14 protein-coding genes are annotated in these 24211 nt (G+C 72.4%); 1 reads left to right on the top strand and 13 read right to left on the bottom strand.

Annotated elements, in window-relative coordinates; all coding sequences use genetic code 11:
• Nucleotides 1-261 precede the first annotated feature (261 nt).
• Complete coding sequence (locus tag ACFYQQ_RS06680) at nucleotides 262-2367, top strand: hypothetical protein (RefSeq protein ID WP_355779284.1); 2106 nt, start codon at nucleotides 262-264, stop codon at nucleotides 2365-2367.
• 88 nt (nucleotides 2368-2455) lie between these two features.
• Here the strand turns inward: ACFYQQ_RS06680 and ACFYQQ_RS06685 are convergent, their stop codons facing one another.
• The 13 genes from ACFYQQ_RS06685 to rodA all read right to left on the bottom strand — a co-directional run bounded on the left by ACFYQQ_RS06685 (nucleotide 2456) and on the right by rodA (nucleotide 24183).
• Entirely contained in the window at nucleotides 2456-6859 is a 4404-nt protein-coding gene (locus tag ACFYQQ_RS06685; RefSeq protein ID WP_388903753.1) for a trypsin-like peptidase domain-containing protein, read from the bottom strand.
• A gap of 16 nt (nucleotides 6860-6875) precedes the next feature.
• Complete coding sequence (locus ACFYQQ_RS06690; protein WP_355781716.1) at nucleotides 6876-7250, bottom strand: CU044_2847 family protein; 375 nt, start codon at nucleotides 7248-7250, stop codon at nucleotides 6876-6878.
• A gap of 209 nt (nucleotides 7251-7459) precedes the next feature.
• Complete coding sequence (gene obgE, locus ACFYQQ_RS06695) at nucleotides 7460-8896, bottom strand: GTPase ObgE (RefSeq protein ID WP_355781719.1); 1437 nt, start codon at nucleotides 8894-8896, stop codon at nucleotides 7460-7462.
• A 151-nt stretch (nucleotides 8897-9047) separates the two neighbouring features.
• Nucleotides 9048-9302, bottom strand: a complete 255-nt coding sequence (gene rpmA / locus ACFYQQ_RS06700; protein WP_006374707.1) for a 50S ribosomal protein L27 — start codon at nucleotides 9300-9302, stop codon at nucleotides 9048-9050.
• 14 nt (nucleotides 9303-9316) lie between these two features.
• Entirely contained in the window at nucleotides 9317-9637 is a 321-nt protein-coding gene (gene rplU / locus ACFYQQ_RS06705) for a 50S ribosomal protein L21 (protein ID WP_119102267.1), read from the bottom strand.
• A 198-nt stretch (nucleotides 9638-9835) separates the two neighbouring features.
• Nucleotides 9836-11188: a phospholipase D-like domain-containing protein gene (locus ACFYQQ_RS06710; protein WP_355789654.1), complete on the bottom strand. Its 1353-nt coding sequence runs from the start codon at nucleotides 11186-11188 to the stop codon at nucleotides 9836-9838.
• A gap of 294 nt (nucleotides 11189-11482) precedes the next feature.
• Nucleotides 11483-15634, bottom strand: coding sequence for an Rne/Rng family ribonuclease (locus tag ACFYQQ_RS06715; protein WP_388903757.1), 4152 nt, complete (start codon nucleotides 15632-15634; stop codon nucleotides 11483-11485).
• A gap of 245 nt (nucleotides 15635-15879) precedes the next feature.
• Nucleotides 15880-16713, bottom strand: a complete 834-nt coding sequence (locus ACFYQQ_RS06720; RefSeq protein ID WP_356237701.1) for a TIGR03936 family radical SAM-associated protein — start codon at nucleotides 16711-16713, stop codon at nucleotides 15880-15882.
• Nucleotides 16714-16761: 48 nt separating this feature from the next.
• On the bottom strand, nucleotides 16762-18072 hold the full coding sequence (locus tag ACFYQQ_RS06725) for a hypothetical protein (RefSeq protein ID WP_388903759.1): 1311 nt from the start codon (nucleotides 18070-18072) through the stop codon (nucleotides 16762-16764).
• Nucleotides 18073-18253: 181 nt separating this feature from the next.
• Nucleotides 18254-18814 carry a lamin tail domain-containing protein gene (locus tag ACFYQQ_RS06730; protein WP_388903761.1) on the bottom strand — a complete coding sequence of 187 codons (561 nt, stop codon included), beginning with the start codon at nucleotides 18812-18814 and terminating at the stop codon, nucleotides 18254-18256.
• 476 nt (nucleotides 18815-19290) lie between these two features.
• Nucleotides 19291-21252, bottom strand: a complete 1962-nt coding sequence (locus ACFYQQ_RS06735; RefSeq protein WP_356168873.1) for a TIGR03960 family B12-binding radical SAM protein — start codon at nucleotides 21250-21252, stop codon at nucleotides 19291-19293.
• A gap of 100 nt (nucleotides 21253-21352) precedes the next feature.
• Nucleotides 21353-22876 (bottom strand): CYTH and CHAD domain-containing protein, encoded by a 1524-nt coding sequence (locus tag ACFYQQ_RS06740; protein WP_355781950.1) that lies wholly within the window; start codon nucleotides 22874-22876, stop codon nucleotides 21353-21355.
• 107 nt (nucleotides 22877-22983) lie between these two features.
• A complete protein-coding gene (gene rodA / locus ACFYQQ_RS06745) occupies nucleotides 22984-24183 on the bottom strand; it encodes a rod shape-determining protein RodA (RefSeq protein ID WP_355781953.1) in 1200 nt (399 codons plus the stop codon).
• Nucleotides 24184-24211 lie beyond the last annotated feature (28 nt).

Consider the following 24211-nt stretch of genomic DNA (forward strand, 5'->3'; position numbering starts at 1 on the left):
CCCAATGTCTGTGAGGTCCGACCAGCCCGGTACGTGCAATCTACGTGAGCGCGGGTTGGGTTCGCCGCCGCGTTCCGAGGGGCGGACGGCCCCCGCGCACACGACACCGAGGGCAGGATGCCCGTTTTCCGGTGATAGTTCCCACCGAAGATTGCTAGCCGGGCGCCAGAGGTCATACGGTCAGTGGTCGGCCAGGTCATGCCTGCCCGACGTCACCCCCGGTTCGCCCATCCGCCGCATCCCTTCGCAGGAGCCCCGCCCGTGCCTTCCGCAGGCCTCGCCCCCCGCCGCATCGTGCAGCTCTCCGCGCTGCTCGCGATGTTCGCGCTCTTCACGGCACAGATCGTCTCCGCTCTGCTGCCGTACGTCCCGGTGTTCGTCGCCGCGAGCGCGGCGGGACTCGCCCTCGACGTCTATCTGCAGTATCGCGATCCCGGTCTGCTCGCGTTGCTCGGCAAGGTCCGCTTCGACGTCACGGTCCGCCAGCTGCTGCGCGACATGCTGGTCCTGGTGGGCCTGCTGCGCATCGACGGCATCGACCCGGAGCGCGAGCAGGCGCCGCTGCTCGTCGCGCTCTGCCTCTTCTACGGGCTGCACTTCGCGTGCCAGGCCGTCGCCGTCCTGGTCCGCCGCACCCGTACGCTGCCGATCGTCACGCGGAACATCGACGCCTCCGCGCTGCGCCTGACGACCGCGCCGCCGCGCATCCTGGCCCGCCGCCAGGGCCACCGCCTGCTGACCTTCTCCGTGCCCGCGACGATCGGCCTGCTGGTCACCGCGGCCACCGAGGACGGCCTGTGGGGCGCCGTCGGCGTCGGCGTCTCCCTGCTGCTGATCGCCGGCGGCACCGTCCACCTCGGCACCTGGCTGCTCCCCAGGAAGCGCGCGGAGAGCGAGCAGAAGGTCATGGAGTGGCTGGACAAGTGGCTGGCGGAGTACCGGCCGACGGTCGCCATGTACTTCTCCGGCGGTACGACGTCGGCGTACCAGGCGAACATGTGGCTCTCCACGCTCTCGCAGATCGACGCCAAGCCGCTGATCGTGCTGCGTGAGCGTTTCATGGTGCAGAAGATCGACGCGACCGACGTCCCGATCATCTGCTTCCCGAAGGTGTCGACGATGTTCTCGCTGGAGAACTCGACGCTGAAGATGATGCTGCACCCGGCGAACGCCGCGAAGACCTCGCAGGTGCTGCGCATCCCCACGATCAAGCACGCCTTCACCAACCACGGCGAGAGCGACAAGCTGTCCTCCTGCAACCCGTACGCGAAGGCGTACGACGAGGTGTGGGTGGCCGGTCCCGCGGCCCGCGAGCGCTACCTGCTGGCCGAGGTCGGGGTCGAGAACAAGGACATCGTCGAGGTGGGCCGCCCGCAGCTGGCGCCGATCCGCCCCTACTCGGGCGCGCCGACGGGCACGTACACGACCGTCCTGTACGCCCCCACCTGGGAGGGCTGGGACGGCAACCCGGGCAACACCTCGGTGGTGCTGGCCGGCGAGAACATCGTCCGGCGGCTGCTGGCCGACGACGGTGTGCGCCTGCTCTACAAGCCGCACCCGATGACCGGCTCCGTCGACCCGCGCGCGGGCGCCGCCAACGAGCGCATCAAGGCGATGATCCGCGAGGCCAACACCAAGCGGTCGGGTGCCCGCCCGGGCCCGGAGGCGGCGGCCGATCTGGCGCGCCTCACCGCGGAACTGGACAAGCTGACCTCCACGGCCTTCCGTGCCAGCGCCGACGAGATGGAGCGGATGCTGCTCCAGGGCGCGCCGCACGGTGACCGCGAGGCGGAGATCGCCCGGGCCACCGCGGCGTGGGAGTCCGCCTACTGGGCGTCGTTCCCGGAGTGGGAGCACCAGATCATCACCGACGCGCGTCCGGCGATCTTCACCTGCTTCAACCAGGCGGACCTGCTGATCAGTGACGTCTCGTCGGTCGTCTCCGACTGGCTGTCCAGCGAGAAGCCCTACGCCGTCGCCAACACCTCGGGCATGTCCGAGGCGGCGTTCCGCGCGGGCTTCCCGACGGTGTCCGCGGGTGTCGTGCTCACCCCGGCCGCGGACGGGGTGCCGGCGCTGCTGGAGTCGGTGCGCTTCCCGGAGAAGGACCTGTTCACCGCGGCCCGCGCCGAGCTCAAGGTGCACCTGCTGGGCCCCTCGGACCCGCCGTCCCTGGCCCGCTTCAACTCGGCGATCGACGCCCTGTGCACCAAGGCCGACGAGCGGCGCGTGCGCATGGAGTCGCGTCTCGCCGCGGAGATCCCCTCCCAGCGCAGCGCCGCCGAGGAGACGGCTCAGGAGTCCGACCAGGGCCTGGAGGCCGTCGAGACGGAGGACAACGGCGCGGAGGACTCGGTCACCGCGTAGGTCCCGTCCCGTACGCGAAGGGCCCCCGGGAGCAGCTTCCCGGGGGCCCTTCGCGTGGCGCGGCGGCCGAACTCCCGTGCCGGCGCCGTCAGTCGGGGCAGACCGTCGCCGGCAGTGCGGGCAGCCCGCGCCGCTCATCGTCCGTGAGGTCGCGGCCGACGACGGCGCACAGGCGTCGCTTCCACCGGCTCGGGTCGAGCGTGAGCAGGTCGGCCTTGCCGTCCTGGACCCTGAGCAGCGTCCGGCCGTTCCGGGTGGCGGCGAGGAAGTACTGGTCCTCGGCGAAGTCGTACGTCTCGAAGCGGCTCGGGTCTTCCGCGTCCTGGAAACGTACCGAGCTGCTCGTCGCCACGTAGAACTCCGAGCCGCGTCCGGTGAAACCGAGAGTGAAGCCGTCGCCCCAGGACGCGTCGTTCTCCCCCAGCGGCCCGAGGGGTCCGAGCACCCGGGTGGGCGGGTGCCCCGCGCGCACCGACCAGATCTCGACCATGCTTCCCTTGGTCTTCGCCGCCGCGTACCGGCCGCTCGGGTCGAGGAAGGCACGGTCGTTGTCGGGGCCGAGGGTCACCCTGAGCCTTCTGACCTCCTTGCCGGTGCGCAGGTCGACGGCGTACAGCCGCGGGTGGCCGCGCACCACGATCTGCACGAGTCCGGGCTCGGGGCGGCGGTTCAGGGCGTATCCGGAATCGGGCGGGTCGCCGTCGGAGGTGGTCAGGGCAGGCGTCTTCCCGGGGAGGCCCAGCTCGCGCGCGTCGAGGGTCTTCGTCAGGCGCCGGCCGTTCCGGGCGTCGAAGTGCTCGATCCGGGTGCCCGAGAGGGTCACGAGCTCGTCGCCACGCAGAAAGAGCAGGGAGAGGCGGGACTTGCCCTGCTTGTCGGCGGGAGGCATCCGCGTGGTGATCTCGGCGACCTTGCGCAGCGAGGGGATCCGCCGGATCTGGATACGGTCGCGGCCCACCACGTCGGCCACCAGGGTCTGGGCCTCGTTGACCGCGAGGGTGTGCGGAGGGTCCGGGTCCATGCGGCTGTCCCTTGGCGGCCGCGCCACCTGGGTCCTCACGTGTCCGGTCGTCGCGTCGACCAGGGCCAGACGGTTGCCGACCGGGTCCATGGCGTCCTGCCGCGTCTCCACGTGGGCGACCAGAGTCCTGGCGTCGTCGAGAAGGAGCGGATGCGCGACCACGAGGCGCAGCGGATGGTCGGACGTCTCCAGGGACAGTCCCGTCACGGTGGTCCCGTCCCAGGTGGGCACCACCAGGTGCTGCGCGTCACCGAGCAGGCGGCCTGCGATGTCGGCCGTCTGCTCGGCAGCGTCCGCTGGCAGCACCTCGTCGCCCTCGCGGACTCCGCCGACGACCCAGTCGGACTTGTACACGTGCATGGCGAGGAGGGCGCCCGTGCGGTCCATGGCCACGCCACGGCAGCGGTAGCCCTCGGTCACGTACCGGTTCCGCTCCCGGCCGTCGGCCACCCGCACGGTCCGGTAGACCGCGCGATTCGTCCCGTCGTGCTTCTCCGTCCGGCAGTGGCTCAGCACCCTGCCGTCACCGGACAGCGCGATGGCCGGCAACGATCGGATCATGGTCTCCATGTCGAACGTCTCGACGCCGCGGGCGAGTTCGCGTGTCCGGCCGGTGCGGGTGTCGATCGCCACGACCGTGTGCTTCCCGCCGTCGGGATCCTGGGGGCTCCGCTGGGCCACCACCGTCCTCGCGTCCGGGCCGAACCACACCGCGTCGACCGCGGGCGGCCGGCCGGGCACCGGCCGGCGGGTCCCGGCCCGCAGATCCCACACGCCCAGCCGCCCGTCCGCCACCGTCACGATCTCGGAGCCGTCCGGGGAGAAGTCCATGAAGTGGACCTGGTCGCTCTGGCGTCCCTTCCCCTCGGCCTTGGCGGCGAACTCGGCAGCCGGCACCGGGTGCCTGCGGCCCAGCACGTCCGCCGCCCGGTCCGCCCCGGCGTCGACGTCGTGCCAGACCAGCGCGTCCTCCGTCGAGATGTAGGCGATCCGGCGTCCGTCCCGGCTGACCAGCGGATGGAAGGCCAGGCCCTGCAGTTGCAGCTGCAGCCGCCTGACCTTTCCCCCAGGCGAGCGCAGGAACAGCGACGCCCGCCCCAACTGACTGGTGGCCAGAGCCACTTGGCCGTCCACGCTCATGGACACGGCGTCGATCTCGCCCTCGACCCCTCCCATCACCCACGCCGCGCCGTTGAACTTGTCGTAGCCGCGCAGCATCGCGGTACGGGCCTCCTGCGTCGGCGCGGTGTCGTACGCCCCCATCGCCACCAGGGCGGCCTTGGCGGGGTCGCGCTTGTCCAGCTCCCCGGCGAGGCTCGCCAGCGCGCGTGAGCGTGCCTCGGCGCCCCGCCGCTCGCTGACCCCCGACTGGTGGACGAGGAAGGTGCCGAGCCCGGCGATCAGCGCGAGCACCAGCGCGCCGGCGATCCAGGCGGCACACAGGCGTCTGCCGCGGGCGCGCTGACGCTGCCGTGCCTGATCCAGGAAGTCCCGGTCCGCACCCGTCAGTTCGTCCTCACGGTCCCGCAGCCGCCCTGTCAGCAGGCCCAGCTGCACCGCCCCCGGCAGCAGGTCGGCCGAGCGGCCGCCGCGTTCCCAGCGCTCCCGGTCGTGCGCGAGTTCCGCCCGGGCGGCCAGGAACTCGCCGTCGGCCTTCACCTGCCGGGCGAGCGCGGGCCACGCCGTGATCAGCGCCTCGTGGGCGAGTTCGGCGGTCTCCGGTTCCTGGTCGCCGCCGTGCAGCACCAGCAGCCGCCGCTCCGCGAAGGACCGGGCCAGCCGCCAGCGCTCCTCGCCCGCCTCCTTACGGGTGAGCCTGCGGCGCAGCGGGGTCGCCCCGCCCGGCAGCACCCGGACCAGCCCGGTGAGCAGCCGCAGCGCGTCGGCCTCCGACCCCTCCTCCACGCACTCCCGCCAGGCGTTTCGGGCGTGCAGTCCGAGCGCCCCGGTGACGCCGTTCATCCCGTCGTACGCCGCCGCGCGCAGCCGTCCGACGGCACGCTCGTGCCACAGCTGCTCCAGTACGAAGCCGAGGAGTGGCAGGATGCCCGGCTCGCCGCCCGTGTCGTCCAGGATGCGCCGGTCCAGCCCGGGGTCGTAGGCCACCCCGGGGGCCCGCTCGACGGGCCGGGTGATCACCTCGCGGAGCTGCTCGCGCGTCATCGGCGTCAGCGGCAGCGTGCGGCCCGCCCGCACCGCCGGCCCGAGGGCCGGGTGTCTGAGCACCGCGTCCATGAGGTCGGCCCGCAGGGTGAGCAGGACGCGTGTCCCGTCGCCCCCTGGGCGCTCGGGGAAGAGCAGCCGCACCGTCTCGGCGACCTCCGCCTCCGTGCGGTCCAGGAGCGCCTCGGCCTGGTCGAGGACGACGAGCAGCCGGCCGCCCGCCGTGCCCCGCGCGCGGTGCAGCGCGTCCGCGAGGCCCTTGTCCGCGAGCCACGACTCGACCTGGTCGGCGCTGTGCGCGCGGGCGGGCCCGAAGCGGCCGGAGCGGATGTCCTCGTACAGCTCGGTGGCCAGCGCCGACAACGGGGACGAGACCTGGCCCGCGTTCACGACGAGCACGTCGTAGCCGTCCCGCCGCATCCGGGGGGCCACACCGGCCAGCGCCAGGGACGACTTCCCGGAGCCCGAGGGGCCGTAGAGGGTGACCGTCGGCCGCTCCCCGCGCAGGGCGCCGACGACGTCCGCGATGTCGCCGTCCCGCCCGAAGAAGACGTCCGCGTCCTCCTCCCGGAAGGGGGCGAGACCGCGGAACGGCACGGCGGGCAGTACCAGCGGGGCCAGTGCGGGCAGCTCCGCGAGCAGGGTCCGGGTCCGCAGGACGAAGGCCTGCTGGGCGTCCTGCTCGGGCTGGGCCGCGACGACCAGGCCGACGGCGGCGCCGAGCTCGTTGTCCCAGACCGGTGTGCCGCTGAAGCCCTGCCGGACGTGGGCGGCCTGCCCGTCGGCCCGGGAGAGCTGGAGCCAGCCCTCGCCGGTGGCACCGCCGAGCTTCCCGCGGAACCAGCTCTCGCCGGGCTCGCCGTCCGTGAACCCGACCGCGCGCGCCCCGTGCTCCCAGACGCTGACGGGGTCGGCCATGGGCAGCGGGCGCGCTCCGGGGAGCGGTTCCGGCAGCCGCAGCAGGGCCAGGTCGCCCGTCCGGTCGGCCCTGATCGGGACCCAGGTCTCGACGAGGGCCTTGCGCTCGGGACGCGGCTGTCCGGGCCGCGCGTCCCCGCCCGCAGCCCCGCCCGTGCCCTCGGGCGCCCCGGGCCCGGACAGCGGCAGGTCCACGGTGACGGCGGTCCCGGGGGCCACCGGGCGGTCGCGCGACCGCTCCAGCACGTCCGACACCACATGGGCGCAGGTCAGCACCAGATCCGGGGCGACGAAGAACCCGGCTCCCCCGACCTCGCCGTCCTGCCCCTTGATCCGGACGACCGCCGCTGCCAGCGCCTCGTCCGGACTCTGCGACTCTTCCCCCGTCATCGCGCCCCCGTCCGGCTCAGTTCACCCGCGTACGGTCCGCGGCCGCTTCCCGGGCGTCACCGCGGTTCCAGGTCAGCGTCACGGAGAAATTGGCCTGCGTGGCGGTGCTCGCGATCACGACGTCCGCCTCCGCCGACAGCGACACCCCGAACTCCAGGGTGATCTCGTCGGGTGCGTCCGCGAGATCCCGGAACCGCCCCACGAAGCTGTCCGCGACGGGCCGTACGGTGTCCAGCATCTCGCCGAGCGAGCGCTCGGCCCGGGCCACCGCGCGCCCCGCGCGCCCGACCCTGACCAGGGACTCGTCCACCTCGCGGATCTGGACGCGCACGACCTCGTCGCCGCCGTCCCCCACGGGCACCTCGACCGTGCGCACGGTCCGGTCGCTCATGACACTCCCCCGGTACTCCGATGTCCGGCTCCGCGAGGTCCGCCCGGCCGGGCGCGCGGTCCGCCCGCATCGTAGATCGTCACCACCGCGACACGGCCTGTGATCGGCCCACTTGGCGCGGACCTGACGGTGCCCGGGAACGCGAGAACGCCCCGGTCCGTGCGGACCGGGGCGTTCTCGGGGCGATGCGCTTCCTGCGCGGCGAGCGGCTAGAACGGCTCGAAGTCGTCGTACTCCTGCTCCGACTCGTCCCGCTCCGCCTGCTTGTCGCGGCGGCGCTGGGCGGCCGGGCGGGGGGCGTCGAAGCGGTGGTCCTCGCCGCGGCGGCCGAGCATCTCGGCGCCGGCCATGACCGTGGGCTCCCAGTCGAAGACGACCGCGTTCTCCTCGGGGCCGATGGCGACGCCGTCACCCGAGCGGGCACCCGTCTTCATCAGCTGGTCCTCGACGCCGAGGCGGGCGAGCCGGTCGGCCAGGTAGCCGACGGCCTCGTCGTTGCTGAAGTCGGTCTGCCGGACCCAGCGCTCGGGCTTCTCGCCGCGGACGCGGAACAGGCCGTCCTCCTCCTGCACCACCGTGAAGCCGGCGTCGTCGACCGCCTTCGGGCGGATGACGATGCGCGTGGCCTCCTCCTGGGGCTTGGCCGCGCGGGCCTTCGCGATCACGTCGGCGAGCGCGAAGGACAGCTCCTTGAGGCCGGTGTGGGCGACGGCCGACACCTCGAAGACGCGGTAGCCGCGGGCCTCCAGCTCGGGCCGGACCATCTCGGCCAGGTCCTTGCCGTCCGGTACGTCGATCTTGTTCAGGACGACCATGCGCGGACGCCGGTCGAGGCCGCCGTACTGCTTCAGCTCCTCCTCGATGATGTCGAGGTCGGAGACCGGGTCGCGGTCCGATTCCAGGGTCGCCGTGTCCAGGACGTGGACGAGCACGGAGCAGCGCTCCACGTGGCGCAGGAACTCCAGGCCGAGGCCCTTGCCCTGGCTCGCGCCGGGGATGAGGCCGGGCACGTCGGCGATCGTGTAGACGGTCTCGCCGGCCGTCACCACGCCGAGGTTCGGGACCAGGGTCGTGAAGGGGTAGTCCGCGATCTTCGGCTTGGCCGCGGACATGACGGAGATCAGCGAGGACTTGCCGGCGCTCGGGTAACCGACCAGGGCCACGTCCGCGACGGTCTTCAGCTCCAGGACGATGTCCTGGAAGTCGCCGGGCACGCCGAGCAGCGCGAAGCCGGGGGCCTTGCGGCGGGCCGAGGCCAGCGCCGCGTTGCCGAGGCCGCCGCGGCCGCCCTGGGCGGCGACGTACGAGGTGCCGTGGCCGACCAGGTCCGCGAGGACGTTGCCCGCCCTGTCGAGGACGACCGTGCCGTCCGGGACGGGCAGGACGAGGTCCTGGCCGTCCTTGCCGGAGCGGTTGCCGCCCTCGCCGGGCTTGCCGTTGGTCGCGCTGCGGTGCGGCTTGTGGTGGTAGTCGAGCAGCGTGGTGACGGACTGGTCGACGACCAGGATCACGTCACCGCCACGGCCTCCGTTGCCGCCGTCGGGGCCGCCGAGCGGCTTGAACTTCTCCCGGTGTACGGAGGCACAGCCGTGGCCTCCGCTACCCGCGGCGACATGCAGCTCGACGCGGTCCACGAAGGTGGTCATGGTGGGGTGCCTCCAGCACTTCGGTTACTTCTGTACGTACGGAATGTCTCTTGGGTAACACGCGAAAGGCGGACCCGCCTTCCCGACCGGGAAGTGAGGTCCGCCTCGCGAAAAACCTGTTCCGCGGAGCCTGCGCCCTAAGTGGACTGGATCAGGCGACCGGAACGATGTTCACGACCTTGCGGCCACGGTGGGTACCGAACTCCACCGCACCGGCGGCCAGCGCGAACAGCGTGTCGTCCTTGCCACGGCCGACGCTGGCGCCGGGGTGGAAGTGGGTGCCACGCTGGCGGACCAGGATCTCACCGGCGTTGACGACCTGACCGCCGAAGCGCTTCACGCCGAGCCGCTGAGCATTGGAGTCGCGACCGTTCCGAGTGGACGATGCGCCCTTCTTGTGTGCCATCTCTCCTCAGTCCCTTACTTCGCAGCCGCGGGGATCTCAGTGACCTTGATCGCCGTGTACTGCTGGCGGTGGCCCTGACGACGGCGGTAGCCGGTCTTGTTCTTGTAGCGAAGGATGTCGATCTTCGCGCCCTTGTGGTGGTCCACGATCTCGGCCTGGACCTTGATGCCGGCGAGGACCCAGGGGTCACTCGTCACGGCGTCGCCGTCGACAACGAGCAGGGTCGAGAGCTCGACCGTGTCGCCAACCTTGGCAGTGGAAATCTTGTCAACCTCAACGATGTCGCCGACAGCAACCTTGTGCTGGCGACCACCGCTGCGCACGATGGCGTACACGCGGATCTCTCTCTCACTCGGATCGGGACCCCGCAGTCCAGCCGCACGCTTGCGCGAGCGGCCTCTCCCGAAGCGCGGAGCGCCGGGAGGAAGAGGTTTACGGGGATGCGGCGCGCCAGGGGACACGCCGACGGTCAAGGTTACGGGGCCACAGCCGAAAGGGTCAAACCAGGCCCGGCCCCGTCACCGCCTCACACGTCACGTGGTCGGCTTCTCGCCGTCGTCCGGGAGCGGCTTCACGCCCCGGCACAGGTCCGTGGCGTCGGAGGCGCCCGGGTACGCGACCGCGCGCACCCGGTCGAAGTGGGTCCGGTACATGTCGTGCACGGCGTCGTCGTCGACCTTGACGATCGACTCGTCGTTCTCGCGCAGGGCGGGCCCGGTGTAGTTCCCGGAGCCGGTGAAGCTGACCTTGTTCCGCACGCCGTCGTACATGCCGTCGACGAGGATGTACTTGGAGTGGATGATGAACGGCGTCGTGAGCTTCTGTCCGGGGTTCAGCGGGTCCCGGTCGTCGTTGTAGCAGCGCACCGAGGGGCCGCCGGTGGTGTGCAGCATCTCCCACGTGCCCTTGGTGCCGCCGGAGCTCTTGGCGCTGTCCGTCTCCGCGTACACGACGCTGACCGAGCAGCCCGCCTTCTGCAGCGAGACCAGCTTCTCGGCGATCGCCATCCGGGTCAGCTTGAAGATCGCGACCCGGACCTTGGTCTTCTGCGTGACGCCGGCGGTGTCCTTGTAGGAGCACTGGACGTTGTTGAGCACCGAGTAGACGGTGTCGGTGTCCCGGGTGTTGCCCTCGCGTGGGAAGAAGTACGCCTTGTACAGGCCGTTGCTGACGGTGCGGTAGTTCCAGGACGCCCAGTCCCGGCCCACCATCGTGTCGAAGTAGTCCGAGTAGGCGTCGTACATCGTCGGGTTGTTCGGCAGCAGCAGCGCGTCGTTGAAGAAGCGCGTGTGCGCGGACGGCGTCGAGTTCGACGTCGTCTCCACGACCACGTTCGTGGCGCCCTGGACCGCGGAGAACAGCCAGAACTTGTTGTGCATGATCGACTGCCCGAACTTCGGGTCGCCGAGACAAGACTTGTTGGCCGGGCACGTGCTGACGTACGAGCCCTTCGTGCGGTCGGTGCCGAGGCCGGCGGCCAGCGTGCTGTACGAGGTGTTGGTCGGCCGGTCGCTGATGCTCGACTCGTCGAGCAGGACCTGGACGTTGACACCGCGGTCCTTGGCGGCCACGAGGGCGTTGACGACCGACGCCTCCCAGACGTGGTAGACCGCGACCTTGATGACCGAGCCGGGCAGCGCCGCGTTGGTCAGCTCGATCAGTCGGGTGCGGATCGCGTACTGCTGGTCCGTGGTGCCCAGCGGGTCGTTGAAGATCGGGCCCTCGGTCCAGGTCGGGTTGCCCGTCGCCTGGGCCGTACCGGTGGCCGCGACCGCCTGGACCCCCGCCGCCGACAGCACCGTCGCCAGCGCGACGGCCTGGCGTCCTCCCTTGACCGGCTTCACAGCGCGGTGCCGCCCCGTGCCCGTCAGGCGCACGCGCGCCATGAAATCCCCTCCCTGACACGAGCAAGCGGTCTCCCCAACCACGGCCCGTGGGCTCATACGTGTGACTGCATGAGTTTTACACGTAGCTGTTCGTGTTCCAAGTGGCGGGGGGTGCGGGCGGGAGGGGAGAAGCCCTGAAACCCCGTCAGGACGGACAAAAAATCCGTCGCTACGTCACCCCTCCTGCCCTGTCGGCGCCTTGACGAACACGCACGCCCCCCGCGGCGGCGGTGACACCGCCGGGCAGGGGGCGTGCGGCCGAGGCTACGGGCCCCGGCCGGCTCGGTCCTCGGCTCAGTCGTCGTCGGTGGAGGCGGAGGCCGTGACGGTGGACACCGTCTGCTCCGCCGCCGCGGTCTTCTTCGCCGTCGACTTGGCGGCCGTCTTCTTGGCCGTCGCCTTCTTGGCCGTCGTCTTCTTCGCGGCCGTCTTCTTGGCCGCGGTCTTCTTGGTGGTGGCCGCCTTCTTCGCGGTCGCCTTCTTGGCCGTCTTGCGGGCCGTCTTCTTCGCCGGGGCCGACTCCTCCGCCGGCTCCTCCGCCGGTGCCCCGGCCTCGGACGCCTCCGGTGCGGACGCCTCGGGGGCGGCCGACGGGACGACCACGACGGCCGCCTCCTCGGACGCGGTGGGCGCGGTCGCCTTGCGGACGGCACGGCGGCGCGGACGGGCCGGGGCGGCGCTCTCCGCGGGCGCCTCGGCCTGCTCGGCGGCCGGCGGCTGGGCCACCGGCTCGGACACGGGCTCCGGGGCGGCGGCGGGCTGCGGGGCGACCGCGACGGTCACCGCCTCGGCCTCGTCGGCCGCCTTCGGCGAACCGGCCGGGGCCGACACCTTGCGGGTCGCCCGACGGCGCGTACGGCCCTGCGGAGCGGCCTCCTCCGGAGCGGGGACCTCCTGCGCCGGAGCGAGCTCCACCGGGTTCTCCACCGGAGCCTCGGGCACCTCGGGCGCCTCGACGACCGGGTCCTCCATGGCGACGGGCTCCGCCTCGGCGGCGTCCCGGGACTTGGGAGCACGCTCCTCGCCGCGCGAGCGGGGAGCCCTCTCCTCGCCCCGCGGCGCACCCGCCGGAGCCGAGGCCCGCCGGGTCGCCCGGCGCCGCGAACGGCCCCGGGACGCGGCGGCCTCCGCCTCGGCGGCGCTGCTGTACAGCTCCTCGTCCGGCTGGAACTCGGGAGCGGGGAGCGCGGCCGGCGCGGCGGCCTCCGCGGCCACCTCCGCCTCGGTCTCCGTCTCGACGGCCTCGGCGGTCTCCGTGGGCTCCGCGGCCACCACCTCGTGCTCGTGCTCGTGCGTGTGCTCGGCACCGCCACGGCCGCGCTTCTTGCGCTTGCCGCCGCCACCCGCGGTGGTCGGCTGCTCCATGTGCACGATGACGCCGCGGCCGTTGCAGTGGACGCAGGTCTCCGAGAAGGACTCCAGCAGGCCCTGGCCGACGCGCTTGCGGGTCATCTGGACCAGGCCCAGCGAGGTGACCTCGGCCACCTGGTGCTTCGTCCGGTCGCGGCCCAGGCACTCCAGCAGGCGCCGCAGCACCAGGTCCCGGTTGGACTCCAGGACCATGTCGATGAAGTCGATGACGACGATGCCGCCCAGGTCGCGCAGCCGCAGCTGACGCACGATCTCCTCGGCCGCCTCCAGGTTGTTCCTGGTGACGGTCTCCTCCAGGTTGCCGCCCTGGCCGGTGAACTTACCGGTGTTGACGTCGACCACGATCATGGCCTCGGTCTTGTCGATCACCAGCGAACCGCCGCTGGGCAGCCAGACCTTGCGGTCCAGCGCCTTCATCAGCTGCTCGTCGATCCGGTACGTCGCGAAGACGTCGACCTCGGAGGTCCACTTCGACAGCCGGTCGGTCAGGTCGGGGGCCACGTGGGAGACGTATCCGTGGATGGTCTCCCAGGCCTCGTCACCGCTGACGATGACCTTGGTGAAGTCCTCGTTGAAGATGTCGCGGACGACGCGGACGGTCATGTCCGGCTCGCCGTACAGCAGGGTCGGGGCGTTGCCGCTCTTCGCCTTCTTCTGGATGTCCTCCCACTGGCCCTGGAGGCGCTCCACGTCACGGCGCAACTCGTCCTCGCTCGCGCCCTCGGCGGCGGTGCGCACGATGACGCCCGCGTCCTCGGGGACGATCTTCTTGAGGATGGTCTTCAGGCGCGCGCGCTCGGTGTCGGGCAGCTTGCGGCTGATGCCGGTCATCGAGCCCTCGGGCACGTACACGAGGTAACGGCCCGGGAGGGAGACCTGGCTGGTGAGCCGGGCGCCCTTGTGGCCGATCGGGTCCTTCGTCACCTGGACGAGCACCGACTGGCCGGACTTCAGCGCAGACTCGATGCGCCGCGGCCCGTTGGCCATGCCCAGCGCCTCGAAGTTGACCTCACCGGCGTACAGGACGGCGTTGCGGCCCTTGCCGATGTCGATGAAGGCGGCCTCCATCGACGGCAGCACGTTCTGGACCTTGCCCAGGTAGACGTTGCCGACGTACGACGTCGACTGCTCCTTGTTGACGTAGTGCTCGACGAGCACGTTGTCCTCGAGGACGCCGATCTGGGTGCGCTCGCCGCTCTGGCGGACGACCATCACGCGCTCGACGGCCTCGCGGCGGGCCAGGAACTCGGCCTCGGTGATGATCGGGACACGCCTGCGGCCCTGCTCGCGGCCCTCGCGGCGGCGCTGCTTCTTGGCCTCCAAGCGGGTCGAGCCCTTGATGGACTGCACCTCGTCGGAGGCGTCACCGGTCCGCTCCTCCCGCTTGGGGCGCGGCTCGCGGACCTTGACGACCGTGCGCTCGGGGTCCGAGTCGCCGGTCTCGGCCTCGGTGCCCGAGTCACCGGCACGACGGCGGCGGCGACGGCGGCGACGGCTGCTGCTGGAGCCGGAACCGCCCTGCTCCTCGCGCTCGTCGGCGTCCTCGGCGTCTTCGGCGTCCTCGGCGGACCGCTCGGCGGTGTCCTCGGTGTCCTGCGCGGCCTGCTCGTCGGCGTACTCGTCGTCACCGGACTCGGTGTCGGAGTCGCTGGCCTCACCGCGGCGACGGCGACGGCCACCACGGCGGCGGCGACGGCGGGAACCGGTCTCCTCGGTGTCGTCGCCCTCGGTGGCGTCCTCGGCGGACTCCTCCTCGTCGACGGCCTCCTCGGGCTCCGGCTCGGGCGCGGCCTGCTCGGCGGCGGGCTCCGGGTCGGCGCCGCGGCGGCGACGGCGGCGGCGCGCGCCGGTCGGCTCCTCGACGGTCTCGACCGTCTCCGTGAGCTCCTCGGCGGGCTCCTGCTCCGGCTCCTCCGCGGCCTCGGCGGCAGCGGCGGCGGCGGCTCGCTCGGGGGTCTGGAACATCGGCTCGGCGAAGACGGGCGCCTGGAAGACGGCCACGGCGGGGCGCGCGGGCCGTCGCGTGGACTCGCCCTCGTCGGTCCTCGGCGCGGGGGCCGAGAAGCCGGCGGCGGCCTTGCGGGTGGCGCGGCGGCGGCCGCGGCGCGGGCCGGCGTCCTCCTCGGCCGGGGCGGACACGGCTTCGGCGGCGGGCTGCTCGGCCTCGGCGGCCTCGGCCACGGGCTCGCTGGTCACGGGCGCCTCCGCACGCTCGTCGGCGGCGGCACCCTCGGGTGCGCCGGCGGGCGTGGTGACGCGCCGGGTGGCGCGACGCCGGGAACGGCGGGGGCCGGCGTCCTCGGCCGGCTCCACCGGCTCGGGGGACTCGGCCGGCTCGGCGGCGGGAGCCTCGTCCGCCGGGGTGACGGTGTCCTCGTCGGGGGCCGGGGCCGTCTCGACCGTACGGACGGGCGCGGTAGCGCGGCGCCGGGTACGGCGGGTGGGGGCGGCCTCCTCGACAGGGGCGGGCGCCTCGGCGGGCGTCTCGGCCTCGGCATCCGCGGTGTCGGCCTCAGCGGCCGGGGCCGGGGCGCCGGCGGGTGCGGAGGCCCGGCGGGTGGCGCGGCGGCGGGAACGGCGCGGGGCGGTGTCCTCGGCGGACTCGTCGGCCTGCTCGGTCACGGACGGGGCCTCGGCGGCGGGCGCCGGTGCCTCGGACGCGGCGACGGCGGGGACCACGGTCTCCGCCTCGGCGTCGGTCGCGGGGGTGGCGACGGGGGCGGTCGCGCGCCGGGTGGCACGACGCCGGGCGCGGCGCGGGGCGGCGTCCTCGGCGGCAGCGGGTGCCTCGGCGTCGGTGGCGGCGGTCTCGGCCGCCGTCTCGTCCTCGGTCTCCTCGACCTCGGCGGTGTCCGCGCCGGTGTCGGTCACGGTGTCTTCCGTGGCGAGCCCGGCGGACGACGCGGCCGGTATGGCCGGCGCGGTGGTCTCGGCCGCGGCCTCGGAGGCGGCGGACGGCGGGCCCGCGGGACGCGAGGCGGCGCGGCGACGGCGTCGCGGCGGCAGCGTGTCGCTGGGGCTGTTGTTGTCGGCGGAGCCCGTGGTGGGCTCGGCGGGTTCGGTCGGCTCGAGCATGCGGGTGGATCTCCCGTCAGGCTCCCGGGCGCCGCGCCTGGTCCGGATGAATCCGGTGACGTCCGCGGCTCGCGCGATGCGCGGTGCCGCCGTCCGGGGCGCGGGCGCCGCACGGGAGCTCTCTGTGTCCTGTCTCGCCGGTTCCGTACGCCATGTGTGCGTACGGCCTGGCGAAAGTCTTGTGGTCGGTGCGCTGCCCGACCCAGGTGGCTCCCGAGTACCAGGGCGGCGCTACGACATCCGTCCTACGCGGAACCTTCCGGCACCGGCGCCTTCGCGGTGGCAGTGCCGGCGACCCCTGGGCGATCGGCCGGGGCGGCCATAGCTGCCTCGCGGTCGGGCGCGAGCGGGTCGGTCACCGTGCCGGTCTCTTCATCGAACAGCCCCTGCGCCAGCCTGGTCACCGCTGCGGCGACCGGCGGCGCCAGGTCGGCCACGGCGCGGAGACCGGACAGGACGTCGTCGGGTCGAACGGCAGGCGTCACGTGCCGAACAACCAGGCGCAGTATCGCACAGGGCTGGTCCGTCGGCCTATCAGCCTGTGGACCGTGTGCCCCGTCCGCTGGGGCGGACGCCTCGGAGCCGGGGCTGTGGGCCTCCAGTCCGGCGACGGCGCCGCGGGCGTCGAAGGTGCGCATCCCGTTCTTGGTCCTGCGCTGCACCTCGACGGTCTCCGCCGCGTTGAAGGCGTCGACCGCGCGCCGGGCGTCCTCGGGGGTCACGCCGTCGAGGCGCAGCTCCCACACGGACGCGGTGAGCCGGTCGGCGAGTCCCGACGTGCGGGCCTCGACCGCCTCGGTGATGTCGAGCCCGGTGGGCAGCGACTCGTCGAGGAGCTCGCGCAGCCTGTCCGGGTCACGCGCCTCGGTGAGCGCGATCTCCAGGTACTCCGCCTCGCTGCCCGTGCCGGTGGGTGCGGCATTGGCGTACGACACCTTCGGGTGTGGCGTGAACCCCGCCGAGTACGCCATCGGCACCTCGGCACGGCGCAACGCACGCTCGAAGGCGCGCTGGAAGTCACGGTGGCTGGTGAACCGGAGGCGGCCGCGCTTGGTGTAGCGCAGTCGGATGCGCTGCACCGCGGGTGCGGGCGGCGGGCCTTCGGGCTGTCGCTTGCCCAGTGTCGTTCAGTCCTTCGTGAGAGCGGTCGTACTGCTACCTAGAGTACGTGTCTCACCGGCCGCCGGTTCCCGCCGGGCCACCGTCTGCCGCTCGGGCGGCGCTCCGAAGAGCATCCGGCGCACGTCGGCGCGGGCCTGCCGGACGGACTCGCGGGCGGAGGTGAGCGCCTGCCGCGCCGTGCGGCGCGCGACGCGGGCGGCCTCGGCGGCGGGGCGCAGGACCGTGTCGCGGACCGCGTGGCCCACGGGGGTGAGCACGCTCCGGTACGCCCAGCGCACCGGCTCCACGAAGATCCACCGGAACAGCCGGGCGAGGAAGCGCCCGACGGTGAGCGAGATCCGGCCGGCGACGCGCCAGGCGTGGCCGAGCGCCTCGGCGATCTCCCTGCCGACGACGACCAGAGCACGGCCGACGGGTGCGAGGACCCACCGCCACAGGGCGAGGGCGGGCAGCACGAACAGGATCCGCAGCGTCCAGTAGAGCGCGGCGCCGATCCCCACGAAGATCATCCGTACGAGCCACACGAGACCTCGCGCCGCCCAGGCGATCCCGTGTCCGACGGGCGTGAGGATCCACTCGTAAAGCCACAGCGCGGGTACGACGACCAGGTAGCGCACGAGCGCGGTGAGGGCGGTCCAGACACCGACGGCGACCGCCGCGAGGACCAGGCCGATCCCCCGCACGAGCCAGGCGACGGCGTGCCCGAGGGGCGTCAGCACCCGCGCGTACAGCCACAGCGCCGGTACGACCGCCAGATAACGCACGAGCGCGGTGAGGGCGGTCCAGACACCGACGGCGACCGTCGCGAGGACGAGACCGATCCCCCGCACCAGCCAGGCGGCCCCGTGTCCGATGGGCGTCAGCACCCGCGCGTACAGCAAGGTCACGCCGGCCCACAGACCGCCGAAGAACCACACGAGCACGGCTCCGGCGCCGCGCACCGCCCAGACGGCCGCACGTCCGACGGGCGTCAGCACGGTGCGGTACAGCCATTCGGCGGGCACCACGAGCAGCCGGTACGCGAGCCATCCGAGTCCCCTGCCGACCGGCACCACCAAGTAGCGCCACAGCGCCGACCAGGGCCAGACGAACATCGCCCACGCCAGCCACGCGAGAGCCCGCCCCACCGGACGCAGCACGGTGTCCCGGAGGAACCTGCCGCCGACGACCAGCGCGTCCCAGACCATCCGCACCGGCACCACCAGGACGAGCACCACGATCCGTACCGGGATGCGGATGGCGACGGTCAGGCACCCCTCACCCCGAGACACGTCCCGCTCGGCGGGCCGCCCGACGGCGGACTTCTCCAGATCCATACCGGGATAGACGCCCCGGCAGGCCGTTTGGATGCGGTGACGGCGGCGACGGTCCCGCCGGCCGCCGTCCGGGACCCGCCGAACGCCGAAAGCGGTGTCCCGGGCGGCTGTGGGAGCCGTCCGGGACACCGCTACCGGTCAAGCGGGCGTCGGGCCCCCGAGGGGGCCGCGCCGGCCGGGGTCAGCGACGGTGGTCGCCGCCGTGGTGGTCGCCACCGCCGTGCTGGTTGCCGCCACCGTGGTGGTTGCCGCCGCCGTGGTGGTTGCCGCCGCCGTGGTGACCCCCGCCGCCCCAGTTACGGCCCCAGGACTCGTCGTCGATGAAACGTCCGCGGTCGTTGCGCAGGGTGGCCGTGTCGGAGCGGTTGTCCCACACGTAGTCGCGGCGGTCCTGGAAGACGTCGTGGCGGTTGTCGTCGCCGTATCCGGTGTGGACGCGGACGGTGCTGCGGCCGTCCAGGCGGAAGTGGCGGAACCGGTAGGTGTCGCCGTCCCGCGAACGCAGGGTCCAGCCGTCGAGGTTGACGCTGTGCCGCCCGTTGTTGGTGATGTCGACCCACTCCTTGTTCAGGGAGCGGTTGGAGAAGTTGTCGTGGCCCGGCGAGTCGTACTGCACGCCGCTGATGACCACACGGGCACGCTGATGGCCGCTGTCCGCGGTGGCCGGCATGGCTGCCGCGCCGAGGGCGGCGCCCGCCGCGAGAACCGCGGCGGCGATACGGCGAGTGGAGCGAGAAGACATGAACGTCCCCCAACTGTGGGGCCCCGTCGGCCGGCCCTGACCGGCCGAAAGAGGCGATGTGCGTTCCCGGCGAGTGCCGAGGACCCACAGCTTTGCCGCGCCCCGGGCCGGGCGGCAGGTGTCCCGCTTGGTGTTGCCGTATGCGGACATTTCCGTGACCGTCAGATGCAACGTTCAACCAATCAGGCCCACCCGGGGACGCCGACCCCGTGGCACCCACACCCATCCCCGTAGATCACCGTGGAAGCGGTTTCCAGCTCCGCCCACGCCCCTGCCGCACACCCCGCACGCTCCGCGCCGGTGGCCGGAAATACACGTAACAGTCCGGACCGTCACATTGTCGATCATTCGTTCCAGAAAGCCGGAAAAGTTCGACTCGGGAGCGGGTACGCGGCCTGTGCCGGACAGCGGAACGGCCGGTCACCCGGGCGAACGCGTCGCTCGGATGACCGGCCGTCCCGGCGGTCCCGCTGGTGTCAGTGCACGTGGCCGCTCGACGCGGGCGACGGCGCCGCGTTCTTGACCGTCAGCGGCAGCAGCTTCTTGCCCGTCGGGCCGATCTGGATCTGCGTGTCCATCTGCGGGCACACGCCGCAGTCGAAGCACGGGGTCCAGCGGCAGTCCTCGACCTCGGTCTCGTCGAGGGCGTCCTGCCAGTCCTCCCAGAGCCAGTCCTTGTCGAGGCCCGAGTCCAGGTGGTCCCAGGGCAGGACCTCCTCGTAGGTGCGCTCACGCGTGGTGTACCAGTCGACGTCCACCCCGAAGGCGGGCAGCGTCTTGTCCGCGCAGGCCATCCAGCGGTCGTACGAGAAGTGCTCGCGCCAGCCGTCGAAGCGGCCGCCGTCCTCGTAGACGGCGCGGATGACGGCGCCGATCCGGCGGTCACCGCGGGACAGCAGGCCCTCGACGATGCCGGGCTTGCCGTCGTGGTAGCGGAAGCCGATGGAGCGGCCGTACTTCTTGTCGCCGCGGATCTTGTCGCGGAGCTTGGTGAGGCGGGCGTCCGTCTCCTCGGCGCTCAGCTGCGGCGCCCACTGGAACGGGGTGTGCGGCTTGGGCACGAAGCCGCCGATCGACACCGTGCACCGGATGTCGTTCTGGCCGGAGACCTTGCGGCCCTCGGCGATGACGTTCATCGCCATGTCCGCGATCTGCAGGACGTCCTCATCGGTCTCGGTGGGCAGACCGCACATGAAGTACAGCTTCACCTGCCGCCAGCCGTTGCCGTACGCCGTGGAGACCGTGCGGATCAGGTCCTCCTCCGAGACCATCTTGTTGATGACCTTGCGCATGCGCTCGGAGCCGCCCTCGGGGGCGAACGTGAGGCCCGACCGGCGGCCGTTGCGGGTCAGCTCGTTGGCCAGGTCGACGTTGAAGGCGTCGACGCGGGTGGAGGGGAGGGACAGGCCGATCTTGTCCTCCTCGTACCGGTCCGCCAGACCCTTGGCGATGTCGCCGATCTCCGAGTGGTCGGCGGAGGAGAGCGAGAGGAGGCCGACCTCCTCGAAGCCCGTCGCCTTGAGGCCCTTCTCGACCATGTCGCCGATGCCGGTGATGGAGCGCTCGCGCACCGGGCGGGTGATCATGCCGGCCTGGCAGAAGCGGCAGCCGCGCGTGCAGCCGCGGAAGATCTCCACCGACATCCGCTCGTGGACGGTCTCCGCGAGGGGCACCAGGGGCTGCTTCGGGTAGGGCCACTCGTCGAGGTCCATCACCGTGTGCTTGGAGACGCGCCACGGGACGCCGGACCTGTTCGGCACGACGCGGGCGATGCGGCCGTCCGGCAGGTACTCGACGTCGTAGAAGGCCGGGATGTAGACGTTGCCGGTCTTCGCGAGGCGCAGGAGGACCTCCTCGCGGCCGCCGGGACGGCCCTCAGCCTTCCAGGCGCGGATGATGTCCGTCATGTCGAGCACGGCCTGCTCGCCGTCGCCGATGATCGCCGCGTCGATGAAGTCCGCGATCGGCTCGGGGTTGAAGGCCGCGTGGCCGCCGGCGAGGACGATCGGGTCGTCCAGCGTGCGGTCCCTGGACTCCAGGGGGATCCCCGCGAGGTCCAGGGCGGTCAGCATGTTCGTGTAGCCCAGCTCCGTGGAGAAGGACAGGCCGAACACGTCGAAGGCCTTCACCGGGCGGTGGCTGTCCACGGTGAACTGCGGGACCTCGTGCTCGCGCATCAGCGCCTCGAGGTCCGGCCACACGCTGTAGGTGCGCTCGGCGAGGACGCCCTCGCGCTCGTTCAGCACCTCGTAGAGGATCATGACGCCCTGGTTGGGGAGTCCGACCTCGTAGGCGTCGGGGTACATCAGGGCCCAGCGGACGTCGCAGGCGTCCCAGGGCTTCACCGTGGAGTTGAGCTCTCCGCCGACGTACTGGATCGGCTTCTGCACATGCGGGAGCAGAGCTTCGAGCTGCGGGAAGACCGATTCGGCAGGCATCGCGAACCTTCGTGAGCTGACTGGGGGCACCCCCGGCCGAAAAAAGCTGGGGGAAGGGTGACCATCTAGCCTAACGCGGCCGGGAGGTGCCCCCGCACGCTCAGAACGCCGCCTTGCGCCCGGCCTTCCGCCACGCGCCCCGCAGCGCGTCCTCGTCGGCCGCCGCCCGCCGCTCCTCACGGGCGTAGAGCACGCCGTACGTGAACGAGCTCTCACCGGCGGCCTGCGCCTTCTCGGCGAGGTCCCGCAGGGCTTCGCGGGCCATCACGCTGTCCTGGTGGTCGCCGAGCAGCTTGGTCAGGGACTTCATGGCCTTGGCGGTGGCCTCGGCGGGCTTGCCCAGGGCGGGCACCGCGGCCTCGGCGGCGTACCGCGTGCGCTTGGCCTTCTTGCGGGCCTCGTGCAGCGCGATGTCCCGGTCCCGGCCCGGCGGCAGCGAGACCGCCCGGTCGACCAGTTTCCCGAGTTTGTCGAGGTCCTTGCGGATGGCCTCGGCGAGCACCTTCTTCGGCTTGCCGGCGGCCGCCTTGTGCAGCGGCGGATCGCTGACCAGGGCGTCCAGGGCGCCCAGCAGGTAGAGGTGGCGCCGCCCGTCGAGCGCCTCGGTCAGCCGCTGCCGGGAGCCGGAGTGGCGGGCCCGCGACCAGGTGCGCAGGCGGTTGCGCACGGGTCCGGAGCGCAGCGACCCGGGGAGGTCGTCCAGGGCCGAGGTGAGGCGCTTGGTGATCACCTCCTGGTCACGGTCCCCGGCCAGCTCCCCCGCGAGCCACTTCAGCTCGGTGCGGACGGGGTCGGTGACCTTGCGGTCCAGGACGTTGTCGAACGAGCGCAGGGTGTTGCGCAGGCGGCGGGTGGCGACGCGCATCTGGTGCACGGCGTCGGGCTGGTCGCGGCGGACGGCGGGGTCCAGCTCGACCAGGGCGTCGCGCTGTTCGCGTACGTAGGCGAGGACGTGGTCGCCCGCGGTCACCGGGGGCCGGGCCGCGGGGCGTCCGCCCGAGGGGCGCCGGACGCCGGCTCCGGTCTCCGTCAGGGCCCGGGCCAGCTTGGAGGGCGATGCGGAGCGGTGCAGTCCCGCCTTGCGCAGCTTCTTCTCGACCTTGTCGAGGAAGGCGGGGTCGCCGTCGTCGGCGAGTTCCACCTCGATCTCGGTCCACTGGGCCGTGCCCTTGCCGCCGCTGAGCCGCTCGGCGCGCACCCGGTCGACGCTGACCTCGGCCAGCAGGGCTCCGTCGGCGTCCAGCAGGTGGCGGACGTCGCGGGAGGAGCGCAGGCGTACGACGGGGACGAGCGCGGCGTCCCGGACGCGGGAGCGGACGAGCGAGGACAGGGCGGCCGGCACGGAGTCGGCGAGCGGGGCGTGGATCTCGTCACGCACCCCCTCCGCCACCGGCAGTTTCAGGTGCCAGCCCGCGTCGGCGCCTCCGGTGCGGCGGCGCAGGGTGATGGAGGAGGCCGCCAGGAGCTGGTCGGCCGTGTCGTAGTAGGTGGCGTCGAGTTCGTCGACGCCTCTGCCGACGACGCTCCCGACGCCGGGGACGGCCGTCAGGTCCGGCAGGCCCGCACCGCCGCCGGCCGCGGGTCCCTCGTACTTCCGCTCGATCTCGCGCTTCGTGTCCGCCATGAAACGAATCTAGACGCGAATCGGGGCCGGGGGCAGTCCGTCCCCGGCCCCGCTCGGCCACCTGTGTGTTCCTTCCGACGGGTCGCGCCGGAGGTCGTCGGGCGGCGCTAGGCCGACATCGGCCGCTGCACCCGGATCGACTGGAGGAGTCCGACGGCCACCCAGACCGCGAACATCGACGATCCGCCGTACGAGACGAACGGCAGGGGCAGACCGGCGACCGGCATGATGCCGAGGGTCATGCCGACGTTCTCGAACGACTGGAACGCGAACCAGGCGATGATGCCGGCGGCGACGATCGTGCCGTACAGCTCCGTCGTCTCGCGGGCGATGCGGCAGGCGCGCCACAGGACGACGCCGAGCAGCAGCAGTATCAGTCCGGCGCCGACGAAGCCGAGCTCCTCGCCCGCGACCGTGAAGACGAAGTCCGTCTGCTGTTCGGGGACGAACTGGCCGGTGGTCTGCGAGCCGTGGCCGAGGCCGGTGCCGAAGAGGCCGCCGGAACCGATGGCGATGCGCGCCTGGTTGGTGTTGTAGCCGACGCCCGCCGGGTCGAGCTCGGGGTTGGCGAAGGCCGCGAAGCGGTTGATCTGGTACTCGTCGAGGATGTGCAGCTGCCAGACGGCGACGGCGCCGAGGGCGCCGGTGCCGATGAGGCCGAAGACCCAGCGGTTGGAGGCTCCGGAGGCGAGCAGCACGCCGAGCACGATGATGACCATGACCATGACCGAGCCGAGGTCCGGCATCAGCAGGACGATCAGTATCGGCACGGCGGCCAGGCCGAGCGACTGCAGCACCGTGCGGTGGTCGGGGTAGGGCTTGTCGCCCGCGTCGACCCGGGCCGCGAGCAGCATCGCCATGCCCAGGATGATCGTGATCTTCACGAACTCGGAGGGCTGGAGCGAGAAGCCGCCGCCGAGGACGATCCAAGCGTGGGCGCCGTTGACCGTCGCGCCGAGCGGGGTCAGCACGAGCAGGATCAGGAACACCGAGATGCCGTAGAGGATCGGCACCGCGGTGCGCAGGGTGCGGTGGCCGAGCCAGACGGTGCCGATCATCAGCGCGAAGCCGATGCCGGTGTTCATCAGATGGCGGATCAGGAAGTAGTACGGGTCGCCCTGGTTGATCTCGGTGCGGTTGCGGGTCGCCGAGTAGACGAGGGCCGTGCCGATCAGCGAGAGCGCGATGGCGGACAGGAGTATCGGCCAGTCGAGCCGGCGGGCCAGCGAATCGCGGGCGAACAGCCGCGTCCAGCCGGCGCGCTCGGGCCCGTAGCCGGACACGGAGAAGCCGTTCGTGCCGGTCATGTGAGCCTTCCCTGGTCGGTGCGCGCGC

The organism is Streptomyces sp. NPDC005496 (assembly GCF_042872045.1).
In the GTDB taxonomy this organism is placed as follows: Bacteria; Actinomycetota; Actinomycetes; order Streptomycetales; family Streptomycetaceae; genus Streptomyces.